Annotated in this window: 14 protein-coding genes; 11 read left to right on the top strand and 3 right to left on the bottom strand. The window is 44.3% G+C overall.

The genetic code is table 11. The annotated features are described in order from the left end of the window. The first annotated feature begins 41 nt into the window (after nucleotides 1-41). The 3 genes from ACFOZY_RS13900 (at nucleotide 42) to ACFOZY_RS13890 (ending at nucleotide 3,682) form a co-directional block, all read left to right on the top strand. A complete protein-coding gene (locus ACFOZY_RS13900; protein WP_378156541.1) occupies nucleotides 42-2,450 on the top strand; it encodes a heavy metal translocating P-type ATPase in 2,409 nt (802 codons plus the stop codon). A gap of 224 nt (nucleotides 2,451-2,674) precedes the next feature. Next, nucleotides 2,675-3,280, top strand: coding sequence for a YdhK family protein (locus tag ACFOZY_RS13895; protein ID WP_378156813.1), 606 nt, complete (start codon nucleotides 2,675-2,677; stop codon nucleotides 3,278-3,280). Between the two features lie 75 nt (nucleotides 3,281-3,355). Continuing rightward, on the top strand, nucleotides 3,356-3,682 hold the full coding sequence (locus tag ACFOZY_RS13890; protein ID WP_378156538.1) for a four-helix bundle copper-binding protein: 327 nt from the start codon (nucleotides 3,356-3,358) through the stop codon (nucleotides 3,680-3,682). A 40-nt stretch (nucleotides 3,683-3,722) separates the two neighbouring features. On the opposite strand, the gene ACFOZY_RS13885 is transcribed toward ACFOZY_RS13890, so the two are convergent. Continuing rightward, nucleotides 3,723-4,427, bottom strand: coding sequence for a ZIP family metal transporter (locus ACFOZY_RS13885; protein ID WP_378156536.1), 705 nt, complete (start codon nucleotides 4,425-4,427; stop codon nucleotides 3,723-3,725). A gap of 168 nt (nucleotides 4,428-4,595) precedes the next feature. Between ACFOZY_RS13885 and ACFOZY_RS13880 the strand changes: the two genes are divergently transcribed. Beyond that, complete coding sequence (locus ACFOZY_RS13880; RefSeq protein ID WP_378156534.1) at nucleotides 4,596-4,961, top strand: YhjD family protein; 366 nt, start codon at nucleotides 4,596-4,598, stop codon at nucleotides 4,959-4,961. On the opposite strand, the gene ACFOZY_RS13875 is transcribed toward ACFOZY_RS13880, so the two are convergent. Next, on the bottom strand, nucleotides 4,962-5,477 hold the full coding sequence (locus ACFOZY_RS13875; RefSeq protein WP_378156532.1) for a competence protein ComK: 516 nt from the start codon (nucleotides 5,475-5,477) through the stop codon (nucleotides 4,962-4,964). Between the two features lie 179 nt (nucleotides 5,478-5,656). Between ACFOZY_RS13875 and ACFOZY_RS13870 the strand changes: the two genes are divergently transcribed. Further along, a complete protein-coding gene (locus ACFOZY_RS13870) occupies nucleotides 5,657-5,908 on the top strand; it encodes an IDEAL domain-containing protein (RefSeq protein ID WP_378156531.1) in 252 nt (83 codons plus the stop codon). Nucleotides 5,909-6,138: 230 nt separating this feature from the next. Continuing rightward, entirely contained in the window at nucleotides 6,139-7,107 is a 969-nt protein-coding gene (locus tag ACFOZY_RS13865) for a nuclease-related domain-containing protein (protein WP_378156529.1), read from the top strand. Between the two features lie 27 nt (nucleotides 7,108-7,134). On the opposite strand, the gene ACFOZY_RS13860 is transcribed toward ACFOZY_RS13865, so the two are convergent. After that, nucleotides 7,135-7,380, bottom strand: coding sequence for a hypothetical protein (locus tag ACFOZY_RS13860; protein WP_378156527.1), 246 nt, complete (start codon nucleotides 7,378-7,380; stop codon nucleotides 7,135-7,137). Nucleotides 7,381-7,502: 122 nt separating this feature from the next. Here ACFOZY_RS13860 and uvrB point away from each other — a divergent pair, with 122 nt between their 5' ends. The 5 genes from uvrB to lgt all read left to right on the top strand — a co-directional run bounded on the left by uvrB (nucleotide 7,503) and on the right by lgt (nucleotide 15,625). Continuing rightward, entirely contained in the window at nucleotides 7,503-9,485 is a 1,983-nt protein-coding gene (gene uvrB, locus ACFOZY_RS13855; protein ID WP_378156525.1) for an excinuclease ABC subunit UvrB, read from the top strand. A gap of 4 nt (nucleotides 9,486-9,489) precedes the next feature. Beyond that, entirely contained in the window at nucleotides 9,490-12,360 is a 2,871-nt protein-coding gene (gene uvrA / locus ACFOZY_RS13850; RefSeq protein ID WP_378156522.1) for an excinuclease ABC subunit UvrA, read from the top strand. Between the two features lie 80 nt (nucleotides 12,361-12,440). Further along, nucleotides 12,441-13,595, top strand: coding sequence for a DUF4097 family beta strand repeat-containing protein (locus ACFOZY_RS13845; protein ID WP_378156520.1), 1,155 nt, complete (start codon nucleotides 12,441-12,443; stop codon nucleotides 13,593-13,595). A gap of 237 nt (nucleotides 13,596-13,832) precedes the next feature. Further along, complete coding sequence (hprK, locus tag ACFOZY_RS13840; RefSeq protein ID WP_378156516.1) at nucleotides 13,833-14,789, top strand: HPr(Ser) kinase/phosphatase; 957 nt, start codon at nucleotides 13,833-13,835, stop codon at nucleotides 14,787-14,789. Nucleotides 14,790-14,809: 20 nt separating this feature from the next. Then, nucleotides 14,810-15,625: a prolipoprotein diacylglyceryl transferase gene (lgt, locus tag ACFOZY_RS13835; protein ID WP_378156514.1), complete on the top strand. Its 816-nt coding sequence runs from the start codon at nucleotides 14,810-14,812 to the stop codon at nucleotides 15,623-15,625. Nucleotides 15,626-15,635 lie beyond the last annotated feature (10 nt).

Raw genomic sequence — 15,635 nt, 5'->3', positions numbered from 1 at the left:
AAAAAATATACCCCCTTATGGTATAAGAGAGGTGGTTGAGTATGAGCACAACGAAAGAAACAACCCTTCATATCACAGGTATGACATGTGCGGCTTGTGCAACCCGGATTGAAAAAGGGCTTAATAAAATGGAAGGTGTCGAAGAAGCGAATGTGAATTTGGCACTGGAACGCTCAATGATCAAATACGATTCCGAGAAATTAAATCCCCATGACATTGAAAAGAAAATCGAGGACCTTGGATACGGCGTGGCAAAGGAGAAAGCCGAGTTTGCCATTACCGGTATGACATGTTCGGCCTGTGCGACGAGGATTGAAAAGGGTTTGAATAAGATGGAGGGCGTGTCCCAGGCTAATGTCAATTTAGCGCTCGAAAGTGCAACGATTGAATACAATCCATCCCAAATTTCAGCATTCGATCTCGTTAAACGTGTCGAGACTTTAGGGTATGGTGCCATAGCAAAAGAAAATGACAAAGAAGCCTCCGATTATCGTCAGGAAGCGATTCGGAAACAACAACGTAAATTCATCATTGCCGCTATTTTGTCGTTGCCTCTATTGTGGACGATGGTCGGCCATTTTTCCTTTACGTCCTTCCTATACATTCCTGAGTTCTTAATGAATCCTTGGGTACAGCTGGTATTGGCTACCCCGGTCCAATTTTACGTCGGTTGGCAATTTTATAATGGCGCCTTTAAAGCACTTAAGAACGGAAGCGCAAATATGGATGTATTAGTCGTGTTAGGTACATCCGCTGCGTATTTCTACAGTGTGTACCAAGCGATTCTCTCTACTAACTCAGCTCATCATCCACAGCTTTACTTTGAGACAAGTGCTGTGCTGATTACGTTAATTTTGTTAGGGAAGCTGTTTGAAGCGAAAGCAAAAGGCCATTCCTCTGAAGCGATTAAAAAGCTGATGGGCTTACAGGCGAAAACTGCTACAGTTGTTCGGAATGGAGAAGAATTGGAAGTGCCCCTTGATGAAGTAATCATCGGGGATGTCATTTACGTGAAACCGGGTGAAAAGGTACCGGTCGACGGAGAAGTGCTCGAAGGTAGCTCAGCCATTGATGAGTCGATGCTGACGGGAGAAAGTATCCCAGTCGATAAGGTGCCTGGAGATTCAGTATTTGGCTCAACGATTAATAAGAACGGTTTTATTAAGATGAAGGCTGTTAAGGTCGGGAGAGAGACAGCCCTTGCTCAGATCATCAAGGTCGTTGAGGATGCACAAGGTTCGAAAGCGCCAATTCAACGTTTGGCTGATAAGATTTCGGGGATTTTCGTACCGATTGTGGTTGGAATTGCGGTTCTGACATTCATCATTTGGTTCGCATTCGTCAGTCCGGGTGAATTCACGCCCGCATTAGAAGCGATGATTGCCGTATTGGTCATCGCTTGCCCATGTGCATTAGGACTTGCAACACCGACATCCATCATGGCTGGATCAGGCCGTGCTGCAGAAGCGGGGATCCTGTTCAAAGGCGGCGAACATCTTGAAAATGCGCACCATATCGATACAGTTGTCGTCGATAAAACAGGAACAGTTACTAATGGCAAACCTGTATTAACAGACGCTTTTGCGGCAAACGGGTATGACGAGGTTGAACTGCTTGCACTCGTAGGATCTGCTGAAAAACAATCTGAACACCCGCTTGCAGAAGCGATCGTAGATGGCATTAAGGAGCGGAATATTTCCCTTCATTCGCCAACAACGTTCGAAGCCATTGCAGGATATGGGGTTCGAGCTGTCGTGAATGGTAAAAGAGTGGTCGTCGGGACACGTAAATTAATGGCAAGTGACTCCATTGACATCTCTCATGTCATTTCGGACATGGAGCAGCTGGAAGCTGACGGAAAGACGGCAATGCTCGTCGGGATCGATGGCAATTATGCAGGAATGATCGCGGTAGCCGATACTGTAAAAGAGACTTCGAAACGAGCCATTCGACGCCTGCTGGATATGGGCATCGATGTCATCATGATGACAGGCGACAATGAGCGGACTGCTCAGGCAATCGGTGAACAGGTCGGTATTCAGCATGTCATAGCGGAAGTATTGCCTGAAGGGAAATCAGCTGAAGTTAAAAAACTTCAGGAAGCAGGCAAGAAAGTGGCGATGGTCGGTGACGGTGTCAATGACGCGCCAGCATTGGCCACAGCCGATGTCGGGATGGCGATCGGTACAGGTACAGATGTGGCGATGGAAGCAGCAGATATTACGCTGATCCGCGGTGACTTGAACAGTATTGCCGATGCCATCGTGATGAGCCGGAAGACGATGAAAAACATTAAACAAAACTTATTCTGGGCATTTGCCTATAATACGTTGGGTATTCCGATTGCAGCTGTCGGACTGTTAGCCCCTTGGGTTGCCGGAGCCGCAATGGCATTCAGTTCGGTGTCAGTTGTCCTTAACGCGTTACGCTTGCAACGGGTCAAACTTTAAGTGGGACTGTCTATTTTCCTTTGGGGAGAATAGGCAGTTTTTTTGTGGTGAAGGAATGAACGGTCGATTAGGATGCAGTTGGTAGTAACAAGGATGTGGTAGATAGACGACAAGGGCGGAGACGTACAAATTTACTCGTTGCAGGAACGTCTATGTAAATTCCTGATTGTTTTAGGGAATCAATATAACGACAACCAGATTTAACAAAGGAGGAACACAGAGTGATGAATAAGCTTTGGGTGTTCTTAATCTCCACCATAGCAGCTATTACCTTAACTGCATGTGGAGACGATCAAAACGGAGCGGAAGACAATGTGAACAAAGAAGTAGAGCAAAGCACTCATCAAACTGAGGACAGTTCAGGAAACGGTCCAGGAAGCTTGGAACACTCGGAAATGAACCACTCCAGCTCTGGTGAACTGCCGGCAGGGCTGAAAAAAGCGGAAAATCCGACTTATCCAGTTGGTACAAAAGCCATCATTACAGCAAATCATATGGAAGGGATGGAAGGGGCAGAAGCAACGATTGTCGGTGCGTTTGACACTACCGCCTATGTTGTTTCCTATACGCCCATAACAGGAGGGAAACGTGTAACGAATCATAAGTGGGTCATTCATGAGGAAATTGATCAAGCACCTGATTTTCCGATCGAACCGAATTCAGAGGTTTCTTTGAATGCTGACCATATGCCAGGCATGAAAGGTGCAGTCGCAGTCATTGAAGATTTGGAGGAAACGACCGTATATATGGTGGATTATATATCTACTACAGGTGAGAAAGTTAAGAATCATAAATGGCTGACGGAAGAAGAATTGAAACTAGCTGATTGATTTCAAGAGCTTCCTGTTTATTGAAAAGATAGTAGGGAATTTATTCTATGTGAATAAAACAGAGGAGGAATTAGGATGAATCAAACTTATGAAGAGTGCATTAAAGCGTGTCTGGAGTGTATGGAAGCTTGTAACAACTGCTACGATGCCTGTCTAAAAGAAGATCATATCGACATGATGAGAGAGTGTATCCGAATGGATCGGGAATGTGCAGACATCTGCGCCTTTGCTGCGAAGGCGATGCAATCCAATAGTCCATTTGCTAAAGAGATATGTCAGCTATGTGCGGACGTTTGCCAAGCGTGTGGCGATGAGTGCGCAAAACATGAACATGATCATTGTAAACGTTGTGCAGAAGCTTGCCATAAATGCGCAGAAGTGTGTAGAGAGATGGCGGCATAATAGAGTGATTTCCCTCGATCCACGGCTACCCGCCGTGGATTTATTTTATTCCCATGAAAGACAGAAGCCATAATAATGCTCCGTATACAGCTAACCCAGCCATTGTATAACCGATTGCCTGCTTCCGAGGAAGGGTATTCGGTTTTCTTCTAAAGACTTCCCCCTGCAATATATACAGTAATATTCCGATAGATAATCCGATTAGAACAGAGTTCAAAGAAGCTGGAATCATCATTTCCTTTCCGGCTTGAATGGAAATAATCGCTATGCCGGAAAGGAGTAAAAAGTAGAGGAAAAGCTTTTCTAAACTACCATTTCTTCCAGCCACCCATAAGGTTAGGGCAGCCGCTTCAGGAATGTGGTGAAGAATCGTTGCTATCGTCAAAGCACCGGAAGCAACAGGATCTTCAATCGCACCAATTGCCAAACAGAGCGGTATTGTATGAAAAGCGATCGCAATGGCGATGAATGAAAACGAATAGTTGGAACTAAAATGATGGGTAACTGGATGGAGAAGAGCCATTATAAGAATACTAACGACCAAACCGAACAGAATCGGCCGCCAATCATAATGGTGTATGGCATGGGGAAGTAATGTGAACCCGATCAACCCAGCCAAGAAGCCACCGCTAAATAGTGGAAGTCCAAATGGTGGTAGTGGAGAGTAGGCAAGGATGAAAATTGCTAACCATGCTCCTAAAACAAGACCTAAAAAATAGAGTATGCCTATTCCGACTGCTGTCACTGTCGCACTCCTTTTTGTCCGATAGTTAAAATATGACAACCGGACGGCTAAGCAGAACGCAAAAATAAAAAATACCATCTCGGAGGGCGAATTTACCACTTGCTTTTTTAAGTGTTCGGCGTACAATAGGATATACGAACAAATGTTCTTTTTTTAGGAGGGAAGGGCATGCCGTTAATACCTGCAGAAGCCATGCCGTATTTTGAGAACATGATTTATTTGCCAATGGTGTTGATCGTTTTAGAAAAGGATCGGTTGATCTTCGAAAAAGGGCCATTCAAGTTGAAAAAGCCATATGTAGAAATGGTTGACAAGACAATTCGGACCGTGCAAGCGGAGCTTAAAGAAACAAGGCTCCACCTGCGCCGTCACCATATGAAGGTCGTCAAACAGAAAAGCGATGATACATTTACGGAATATGTATTTTTCTATGGCGGCTATGAAGAACATCGCCGCTATCTGAATGTGCGTCTTCGGAATCGGTCCGAGGAATTACTGGGGATTTATCTCTCAATGACTGCCAAAGAAGCATAGTCAAATCAGATCGAAATACTCATGCGGATTATTTAGATGTCTCCTGACTTTGTCAAATCGCTTGCCCAAGGTATTGGCAAAAGAGTACTGACGGGCAATCGTATTAAAGGAGACATTCACCTTGACTGCGTGGTTGTTTTCCAAATAGACCATACAGCCTTGCGGCACAGCTGAATAGTTTTCGATTGAATGAGAAGCAATCCAGACATTCTGGTCGGAATTCGGTGATAATGTAGGAATGAAAATGTATGGAATTCCATAGTCGTGTGCCACGATAATCGGTGTTTTATGATAATTTCCGATTGCCTGCTTGGCATAATGTGTAGCCTGTTTGAAACTTCCACCGTATAGATTGATGGAGTTTTTTACAATTTGAATCGGTTTTTCCTTCACAAAAAATTCCTGTCTTCTCTCTATGACACGCGTAATAATTTCATCGTCATAGGCGTAAGGCTCCAGTACAAACGTATCAAACGAAATATAATACGGTGATGACAAAAGCTTTACATCCAACAAGTAAACACCCCCTATAATAGTACACACATCCTATTATAGTTAATATTGGAAGAAAAACAAGACTATTCTCACAATTCTCCGCATGTGGCAAAAATACCATTGATAGAATTTTCAAATTAATTATTGCGAAGCTTCGGAAATTTCCTTATAATAAAAAAAAGGCATCCGGGGTGAGAAGAATGGATAAATATTATTCATATGCTGAATTTATGAAAGCAGTCGGGAAGAACCAGACAAAGAGCGAGGCAGAAAAGCTGCTAAATGACATTTATCTCGACCTGTTTTTAAATCATGTCCATCGGGAACAAAGAAAGAACAGTCTACTGTCACTAATTGATGAGTCGTTGGATCAGAAAGACAAACAATCGTTTATGCTATATACTTCGGAGCTTATGAATTTGGAAGAGGAACAGAAAGTCAATTTCATATGATAAATAACCGGTTTGCCTGGGAGAACCCCACCCCCATAGGCGAGCCGGTTTTATTTTGGGATGATGGGGTGGAAATGAAGGTTTGATTTCAAAATGGGGTGTAATTGATCAGAATCCGACTGAAAATTGCATTTTGCCCCGATTTGGCAGAGCAAAATACAATGATCTGAAACCGTATAGACAGCGTTGAACCCCCGTGATACGATGCCCGAAAAAGGGGAGTTGGGGACGTGGCTTTGAAAGAAAAATCTATATCGCTGAATCTGATGGGGCTTTTAGCATTAGAGAAGCGGCTGGTTTTAGAAGATGAAAACCATGCGTTCATTCGGAGAAAAAGATTGAGCGCTCAAGCAGGAATCGGCGGTGAAGAAATCTTACAGCGGGCATTCAAGCTGAACAAATTCAATCACGAATACGAAATCATCCATGACCTGCATTTGGATGCCAACTCCAAATTCCAAATCGACACCGTCTACTTTACACCTTCGTACGTCATGGTGTTGGAAATGAAAAACATTGCGGGCAAAGTGAGATTTGAAATGAATCCACGCCAGATGAAACGTACGTTGTTGAGCGGACAAGTCGACGCTTTTGACTGCCCCGGAATCCAAGTAGAGAAGAATATCATGCTGTTGAAAGAGTGGCTCTTCGATCGAGGATTTGACCTCCCTGTATACGGAGCGGTGCTCTTTGCTCGATCCAGCACCATTTTTGAAAACGAACCCCCATTTAAAGTCATGTTCCCTTCCGAACTCCCCGTCTACTTAAGGAAAATCCACCAACCCGGAAAAGAAATGGACAGAGGAACGTTTCAACTATTAGCACGTGAACTGATTGAAAGCCACATTGTCTTTAACCCTTTTCCGATTTGCAGAAACTATAAGATTGAATTAGAGCAAATCTTAACAGGCGTCGAATGCAAACAGTGCCTGGAATTAGGGATGAAGAAAGTGAAAAAGGGGTGGATTTGCTCACAGTGTGGATTCATCGATCGGCATGCTCACCGGGACACGTTAGTCGAATGGTTCATGCTATTTGGAGGAGAGCTAACGAACCGGGAGTGTCGTAGGTTTTTGGGGATTGATAACGCTCAATTGGCTACACGCTTATTAGAAGGTGCGAACCTAATACCTTATGGAAATAATAAAGGAAGAAAATACGGAATGGACTTACTAACCTTTTTTGGTGAGAATCGTTGATATATCCCGATAATCGTTGATAAGTGGTCAACAATCGTTGATATATCCAAATAATCGTTGATATAAGGGTAAGAATCGTTGATAAACACCTAATAATCGTTGATATCCCAAATCCAGTAGGAGTTTCGCGCTTCCGATTGCGGTACTTGTTGAATCGTTGATATATCCCGATAATCGTTGATAAGTGGTCAACAATCGTTGATATATCCAAATAATCGTTGATATAAGGGTAAGAATCGTTGATAAACACTCAACAATCGTTGATATCCTCATTAAAAGGGAAGTTCCAGTAACTTCTCTTTTGTCTTTTTCATTTTAAAACACACGTTCGCTTTTTTCGTGTATTAATAAAGTGGGTATGTTAAAATAGAAGCATTAAAAGGAGGAGTGTGTGCATGGAACAGCAATTTGACTTGCAGGCCCCCTATCAGCCTGGTGGTGACCAGCCGGAAGCGATTCGGCAGCTGGTAGCGGGTTTGAATGAAGGAAAAAGGCATCAAACCTTGTTAGGAGCGACAGGAACAGGGAAAACATATACCATATCGAATGTTATTAAGGAAATCAACAAGCCGACGCTTGTCATTGCACATAACAAAACACTCGCCGGTCAGCTGTACTCGGAGTTTAAAGAGTTCTTCCCGAATAACGCGGTAGAATATTTTGTCAGTTACTATGATTACTATCAGCCAGAAGCGTATGTACCTCAGACGGATACATATGTGGAGAAGGATGCAAGTATTAACGATGAAATCGATAAGCTCCGGCACTCGGCCACGTCTTCTTTATTTGAACGGAAAGATGTCATTGTCATCGCTTCGGTTTCCTGTATTTATGGTCTCGGTTCGCCGAAGGAATATCGGGAACTCGTTGTGTCCCTTCGCACAGGGATGGAGATTGAACGGAATCAGCTCCTTCGGAAACTGGTCGATGTTCAATATGAAAGGAACGACATCAATTTCGTACGCGGTACGTTCCGGGTCAGAGGGGACGTAGTTGAAATATTCCCTGCATCCAGAGACGAGCGATGCATTCGAGTGGAATTTTTCGGTGATGAAATTGACCGTATACGAGAAGTGGATGCACTAACAGGCGAGATTTTAGGCGAACGTGATCATGTCGCGATCTTCCCGGCTTCCCACTTCGTTACGCGAGAAGAAAAGATGGTAAAAGCCATCGAAAATATCGAGACTGAGCTGGAAGAAAGATTGAAGGAACTTCGCGCGGATGAAAAGTTATTGGAAGCACAGCGACTTGAACAAAGGACCCGTTATGACCTGGAAATGATGCGGGAGATGGGATTCTGTTCAGGAATCGAGAACTATTCCAGACATTTAACACTACGGCCGGCTGGTGCGACACCTTATACGCTCCTTGATTACTTCCCGGAAGACTTCCTATTAGTGGTAGATGAAAGTCACGTAACGCTTCCACAAATCCGTGGAATGTTCAACGGTGACCAAGCGCGGAAAAATGTCCTTGTGGAACACGGTTTCCGTTTACCTTCCGCATTGGATAACCGGCCGTTGACATTCGAAGAATTCGATAAGCATATTTCACAGGCGGTTTATGTATCAGCCACTCCAGGTCCATACGAGTTGGAGCATACACCTGAAATGGTCGAACAAATCATCCGTCCGACAGGCTTGCTGGATCCAGTGATTGAAGTACGGCCGATTGAAGGACAGATTGATGATCTGATTGATGAAATACAGGAACGAATTTCCCGTAACGAACGGGTATTAATTACAACATTAACGAAGAAGATGTCAGAGGACCTGACTGATTACCTCAAGGAAATCGGCATTAAGGTCAATTACCTGCACTCGGAAATCAAAACGCTCGAACGGATCGAGATTATCCGTGAGTTGCGCCTTGGAACGTATGATGTCCTTGTAGGAATCAACCTCCTACGGGAAGGTCTCGATATTCCGGAAGTATCCCTTGTGGCCATATTGGATGCTGACAAAGAAGGGTTCCTTCGTTCGGAACGATCGCTCATCCAGACAATCGGACGTGCTGCCCGGAATGCAAACGGATCCGTCATCATGTACGCGGACCGCATGACTGACTCCATGACGAAGGCGATCGAGGAAACGAAACGTCGCCGGAGTATTCAAATGGAATATAACGAAAAGCATGGCATCACACCTCGGACCATCCAAAAGGAAATCCGCGATGTCATTCGTGCGACACAAGAGTCCGAAGAGGAAGTATCAACTATTCAGAAGTTCACAAAAGGAAAGAAACTGACGAAGGACGAGAAAGAATCGCTGCTAATGGCTTTAGAGAAGGAAATGAAAGATGCGGCAAAAGCGCTTGACTTCGAGCGGGCTGCGGAGCTTCGCGATACGATTCTCGAACTGAAGGCGGAAGGATGAAATTATGAAGAATACTGAAATCCGTGTCATTGGGGCACGCGCCAATAATTTAAAAAATGTGGATTTAACCATTCCCCGTGATCAGCTGGTCGTCATGACCGGCTTATCCGGTTCGGGAAAATCTTCCTTGGCATTTGATACGATCTATGCCGAAGGGCAAAGAAGATATGTAGAATCATTGTCCTCGTATGCCCGGATGTTTTTAGGGCAGATGGACAAACCGGATGTCGATTCGATCGAAGGATTGTCACCCGCAATCTCGATCGATCAGAAGACAACGAGTAAAAATCCGCGCTCTACTGTAGGTACGGTAACAGAGATTTACGATTATTTGCGTCTTTTATTTGCACGTGTCGGAAAACCGATCTGTCCAAATCATGGGATTGAAATCACCTCGCAAACGATTGAGCAAATGGTTGACCGGATCCTCGTCTATCCCGAACGTACGCGGATGCAAATTCTTGCACCTGTAGTGTCCGGGAAGAAGGGAACGCACAAAAAGTTTTTGGAGGATATTCGGAAACAAGGGTTTGTCCGTATCCGGGTTGACGGAGAAATGATGGATTTGGACGACAATATCGAGTTGGATAAAAACAAGAAACATGATATTGAAATCGTCGTCGACCGTGTTGTCATCAAAGATGAAATCGCAGCAAGACTAAGTGATTCATTGGAAACGGCTCTTCGCCTTGCAGATGGACGAGTTCTTGTCGATGTAATGGGTGAAGAGGAGCTGTTGTTCAGCGAGCATCATGCTTGTCCGATTTGCGGATTTTCAATCGGGGAATTGGAACCGCGGATGTTCTCCTTTAACAATCCTTTCGGTGCATGCCCGGAATGTGATGGACTTGGCACGAAATTGGAGGTCGACCCTGACCTGGTGATACCGGATTCGAGCCTATCATTAAAGGAGCACGCAATTGCGCCTTGGGAACCGATTAGTACACAATATTACCCTCAATTATTAGAAGCGGTTTGTAAGCATTTCGGTATTTCTATGGATGTTCCGGTCGAAGAGTTGCCGAAGGAGCAGCTTGATATTATTCTTTATGGTTCTAAAACTGATCGCGTTAAATTCCGTTATGAAAATGAATTCGGTCAAGTAAGGGAGAATAAGATTTATTTCGAGGGGGTCCTTCACAATATCGAACGTCGTTTCCGTGAGACGTCCTCAGATTTTATTCGTGAGCAAATGGAGAAGTACATGACACAGAAGGATTGCCCGACATGTCATGGATTCCGTTTGAAACCGGAAACGTTGGCTGTGAAAATTGAAAATCTCCATATCGGAAATGTAACTGATTTTACAATTTTTGAAGCCATCGATTTCGTCGATCATATTCATCTTTCGGAAAAGGACCGTCAAATCGCTCAGCCGATTATCCGCCAAATAGATGAACGACTTGGTTTTTTGATCAACGTTGGTTTGGATTACCTGACACTTAGCCGGTCTTCCGGGACGCTTTCAGGCGGGGAGGCTCAGCGAATCCGTTTAGCGACACAAATCGGTTCACGATTAACGGGTGTCCTTTATATTTTGGACGAGCCATCCATTGGCTTGCACCAGCGGGATAATGACCGCCTGATTCAAACGTTGAAAGATATGCGCGACCTCGGCAACACATTAATCGTGGTTGAGCATGACGAAGATACAATGATGGCAGCCGATTATTTAATCGATGTCGGTCCGGGCGCAGGTATGCATGGCGGTGAAATAATCGCGAGCGGAACGCCCGAAGAAGTAATGAACAATCCGGAATCCATTACAGGCCAGTACTTGAGCGGGAAAAAATTCATTCACCTGCCGGTTGAACGCAGAAAATCAAACGGTCACAAGATCACTATTAAAGGCGCTAAAGAAAATAACCTTAAAAACGTGACGGTCGACTTCCCATTAGGTGTATTCATCGCTGTAACCGGAGTTTCCGGATCGGGTAAAAGTACACTGATCAATGAAATTCTTCACAAGTCTCTTGCACAAAAGCTCAACCGGGCAAAGCAAAAGCCAGGAAAACATAAAGAGGTAACTGGTACGGAAGGTCTTGAAAAGGTGATCGATATTGACCAGTCACCAATCGGCCGTACACCACGTTCGAATCCTGCCACATACACAGGTGTTTTCGATGATATCCGGGATGTCTATGCTTCGACGAACGAAGCGAAAGTACGGGGATACAAGAAAGGACGCTTCAGTTTCAACGTCAAAGGCGGCCGTTGTGAAGCGTGTAGAGGAGACGGCATTATTAAAATCGAAATGCATTTCCTTCCCGACGTGTATGTGCCGTGTGAAGTTTGTCATGGAAAGCGGTATAACCGTGAAACACTCGAGGTGAAATATAAAGGGAAAAGTATTTCTGACGTATTGGATATGACAGTGGAAGATGCGGCCATTTTCTTTGAAAACATACCGAAGATTAGCCGGAAGCTACAGACAATCGTAGATGTCGGACTCGGGTATGTCAGAATGGGTCAGCCTGCGACGACTTTGTCTGGAGGAGAAGCGCAGCGTGTCAAGCTTGCTTCAGAATTGCACCGCAGATCGAACGGCAAGACGTTCTATATTTTAGATGAACCGACAACCGGACTGCATGCGGAAGATATCGCAAGACTCCTTGTCGTATTGCAAAGGCTCGTGGATTCCGGCAACACGGTTTTGGTAATCGAGCATAACTTAGATGTCATTAAAACAGTCGATCATATTATCGACTTGGGACCTGAGGGTGGAGACAAAGGTGGAACGATCATCGCTACTGGTACTCCTGAAGAGATCGTCAAGGTCGAGCAATCGTACACGGGTCAATATTTGAAACCGGTACTAAAAAGAGATCGGGCCCGCATGGAAGCACTCATCGGTGAAGCTGAGAATCAGAACTAAAAAGCAAAACGAAACCTTTTTCGAAAATAATCGTATGTAATGAAGGAATAGAATTATAGCTAACTTAGGAGGCTGATTCGATGCAAAACGAACGCAAACGCATTTTGGATATGTTAGAAAACGGCGTGATCAATGCCGAGGAAGCGTTACTGCTGCTCGAGAACTTAGGGAAAGACCAGCAAGCGAAAAATGCACAATTGCCGACTGAACAACCGAAGAGACAATCTGCACAGGAAGAACCGAAAACCGATTTCGGAGGAACATCCTACAACGGAAATGAATCAAAGACAGGTTCCAAAGATGAAGACTTCTTTGAAGATATCCGCCGTGATTTCAATCAATTCGGTGACCGTTTCATGCAGTTTGTGCAATCAGCTGTAGAAAAGGTGAAAGGATTCGATTTTGATCGGCCTTTTGGTGAACCTGTCGAGTTCCATCATTCCGTAACGAAAGACTTTTCTAATTTCAATGAGATTTCAGTGGACATCGCAAACGGGAAGTTGGAGTTGTATCCATCCGAAGAAAACGGTGTACGCGCAGAATGTCACGTCAAGGCGTACCGCCAGTCTTCTCCTGAAGAGGCGAAGAAAGAGTTCTTGGAAAAGTTCCTATTTGTTGAAGATGGCCAGAAGCTTCGACTGGTCAATGATATGAAAATGTTCCAGACGAATGTAGTTCTATATGTCCCTCATAAAGACTATGAAGCATTCAATGGGAGACTCTTTAACGGAGCATTCAAACTATCGGAACTTAAAATTGACCGTCTAAAAGTGAAAACAGCGAATGGAAAGATTGAAGTTCGCGGATTGAACTTTAAGGATGCCGATTTTGAAACTGCCAATGGTTCCGTGCAGCTTCAAGAAGTAACTGGAGAACAACTTGAAGTCGAAACATTGAATGGCCGTGTCTATGTTGACGGCAATGTTAAAGAAGTTGAAGCCCAATCCATAAATGGTCATGTTGTTGTAACGACGAAAGACACGTCTGCACGTAAAATCGATGCACGTGCAGTGGCTGGTTCAGTTGAGTTATATATTCCATCTGGGGTACCGATTAACGGTGAAATAGCATCTAACTTCGGTAAGATGGACCTTCAACTCACTGATATCACCCGGGTGAATGAGTCCGAGCAATTCTTGCAAAAGTCCATCAAATTCTCAAAAGATGGAGAAGGCACACCACTCGTTGTCTTCGGTGAAGCAAAAACAGGCTCTGTGTTAGTCCGATACAGCTAAGAACATTCGCTGCCACTATAGAAATAAGACCAGACCTATTCGCACACGCGGGTAGGTCGTTTTTTAGTCGGAAGACAACCAAACTTTATTAGTTCGATAATAAACTGCGGGTAGAAACATAATAACTGCTCATTGACTGTCAATTGGCTTCCACCAAAATGAAGGCGGCGCAGACTTATTAGGCCAAAAGCATTTATTTTCAACTGTTAAATGCTAAAATAGGAATCAGGAAAAATTATGGCGGGATGTGAAGATGCCGTGAATGATGTAACAACAAAAGATGTAAGAGAACAATTCAATTTGAAGCTCGTGAGTGGAGAAGAAGGAATCGGGCGGCATATTCTGATGAGTGATATCTCACGGCCAGGATTAGAAATGGCCGGATACTTCACCCATTACCCAGCCAACCGGGTTCAACTATTGGGGAAAACCGAGCTTTCGTTTTTTGCCATGCTGAAAGTGTCTGATCGGATTGACCGGATGCGTAAGCTATGTACGCCAGATACTCCGGCCATCATCGTTTGTCATGATATGGTAGTACCGAATGAGTTGAAAAACGTGTCCAATGACTTTCACGTTCCGGTGCTGACCACGAAAATTCCAACGACGAAGTTCTCGAGTTTACTGACGAACTATTTGGAGAGCAAACTTGCTCCTATGACCGCAGTTCATGGAGTGCTTGTTGATATTTATGGGATCGGCGTCCTGTTGACAGGGAAGAGCGGTGTAGGTAAGAGCGAGACCGCTTTGGAGTTGATCAAAAAAGGACACCGGCTTGTGGCGGATGATAGTGTGGAAATCCGTCAAGAATCCGAGAATACACTTGTCGGGAATGCGCCAAAACTGATTGAACACTTATTGGAAATTCGTGGGTTAGGGATCATTGATATCATGACCCTCTTCGGTGCAAGCGCGGTACGGACACATAAACGGATTTCTCTCGTCATCGACTTGGAATTGTGGGATCCGGAAAAACAGTACGACCGACTTGGCCTGGAAGAGGATAAAATGAAAATTATCGATACCGAATTGACGAAATTGACGATTCCTGTCCGTCCTGGACGGAACTTAGCTGTTATCATCGAGGTTGCTGCTATGAACTTCCGATTAAAGCGGATGGGCGTCAATGCGGCTGAAGAATTCTCCAAGAGATTGGATGCAGTGATTAATCAAACTGAAGAATCTGCGAACTAATTTGCAGTGAGGGGGACTTTATGGAATTCATGTTGGGAGTAATTGACCCGATTGCGTTTTCAATCGGGCCATTTCCTGTACGATGGTATGGGATATTAATCGTATCTGGAATCATATTAGGATTTTTTGTAGCCCAACGGGAAATGGTCAAGAGAGGTTTTAATGAAGACTTCCTGACCGATATGCTGATTTGGGCAGTACCGCTTTCCATTGTCGGTGCACGGGTTTATTATGTCATTTTTGAGTGGGATTATTATAAGAATAACCCCGAGAGAATCATCCGGATTGATGAAGGTGGATTAGCTATTCACGGGGCACTTATTATGGCAGTGCTTGTTGCGTATATCTTTACAAGAAAACGGGGAGTTTCCTTCTGGAAAGTTGCGGATATCGTAGCGCCGAGCATACTGATTGGTCAGATTGTCGGACGATGGGGGAACTTCATGAACCAGGAAGCACATGGGGGGCCAGTATCTCGTGAATTCTTGGAAGGCCTTATGTTACCTGACTGGATTATCGAACAGATGAACATCCAAGGTACGTATTATCATCCGACATTCCTCTACGAGTCACTTTGGAATGTTGTCGGATTAATCCTATTACTGTTGCTCCGTAAAGTTAATCTTCGCAGGGGGGAAATATTCCTTTCCTATCTGATTTGGTATTCAATCGGGCGTTTCTACATTGAGGGATTACGGACTGATAGCCTCATCAATGAATTATTTGGCGGATTGCGACAGGCGCAGGTGATTTCATTAGTCCTGATTGTTGTGGCAGTGGCGCTCATTATTTATAGAAGGGTTAAAGTGAACCCGCCAAGGTACTTAGACAGCTAAGATTAAGATA

It is taken from the genome of Chungangia koreensis (genome assembly GCF_042651785.1).
GTDB lineage: Bacteria > Bacillota > Bacilli > Bacillales_A > Planococcaceae > Chungangia > Chungangia koreensis.
Note: the sequence above shows the minus strand (reverse complement) of the source record. Positions and strands in the feature narration are given on the sequence as shown.

Bases quoted from the DNA above. Each gene is read 5' to 3' on its own strand.
- uvrA (WP_378156522.1), top strand. From the start codon at position 9,490: ATGAAGAATACTGAAATCCGTGTCATTGGGGCACGCGCCAATAATTTA.
- lgt (WP_378156514.1), top strand. From the start codon at position 14,810: ATGGAATTCATGTTGGGAGTAATTGACCCGATTGCGTTTTCAATCGGG.
- ACFOZY_RS13860 (WP_378156527.1), bottom strand. From the start codon at position 7,380: ATGAGGATATCAACGATTGTTGAGTGTTTATCAACGATTCTTACCCTT.
- ACFOZY_RS13870 (WP_378156531.1), top strand. From the start codon at position 5,657: ATGGATAAATATTATTCATATGCTGAATTTATGAAAGCAGTCGGGAAG.
- ACFOZY_RS13880 (WP_378156534.1), top strand. From the start codon at position 4,596: ATGCCGTTAATACCTGCAGAAGCCATGCCGTATTTTGAGAACATGATT.
- uvrB (WP_378156525.1), top strand. From the start codon at position 7,503: ATGGAACAGCAATTTGACTTGCAGGCCCCCTATCAGCCTGGTGGTGAC.
- ACFOZY_RS13890 (WP_378156538.1), top strand. From the start codon at position 3,356: ATGAATCAAACTTATGAAGAGTGCATTAAAGCGTGTCTGGAGTGTATG.
- ACFOZY_RS13895 (WP_378156813.1), top strand. From the start codon at position 2,675: ATGAATAAGCTTTGGGTGTTCTTAATCTCCACCATAGCAGCTATTACC.
- hprK (WP_378156516.1), top strand. From the start codon at position 13,833: ATGGCGGGATGTGAAGATGCCGTGAATGATGTAACAACAAAAGATGTA.
- ACFOZY_RS13900 (WP_378156541.1), top strand. From the start codon at position 42: ATGAGCACAACGAAAGAAACAACCCTTCATATCACAGGTATGACATGT.
- ACFOZY_RS13845 (WP_378156520.1), top strand. From the start codon at position 12,441: ATGCAAAACGAACGCAAACGCATTTTGGATATGTTAGAAAACGGCGTG.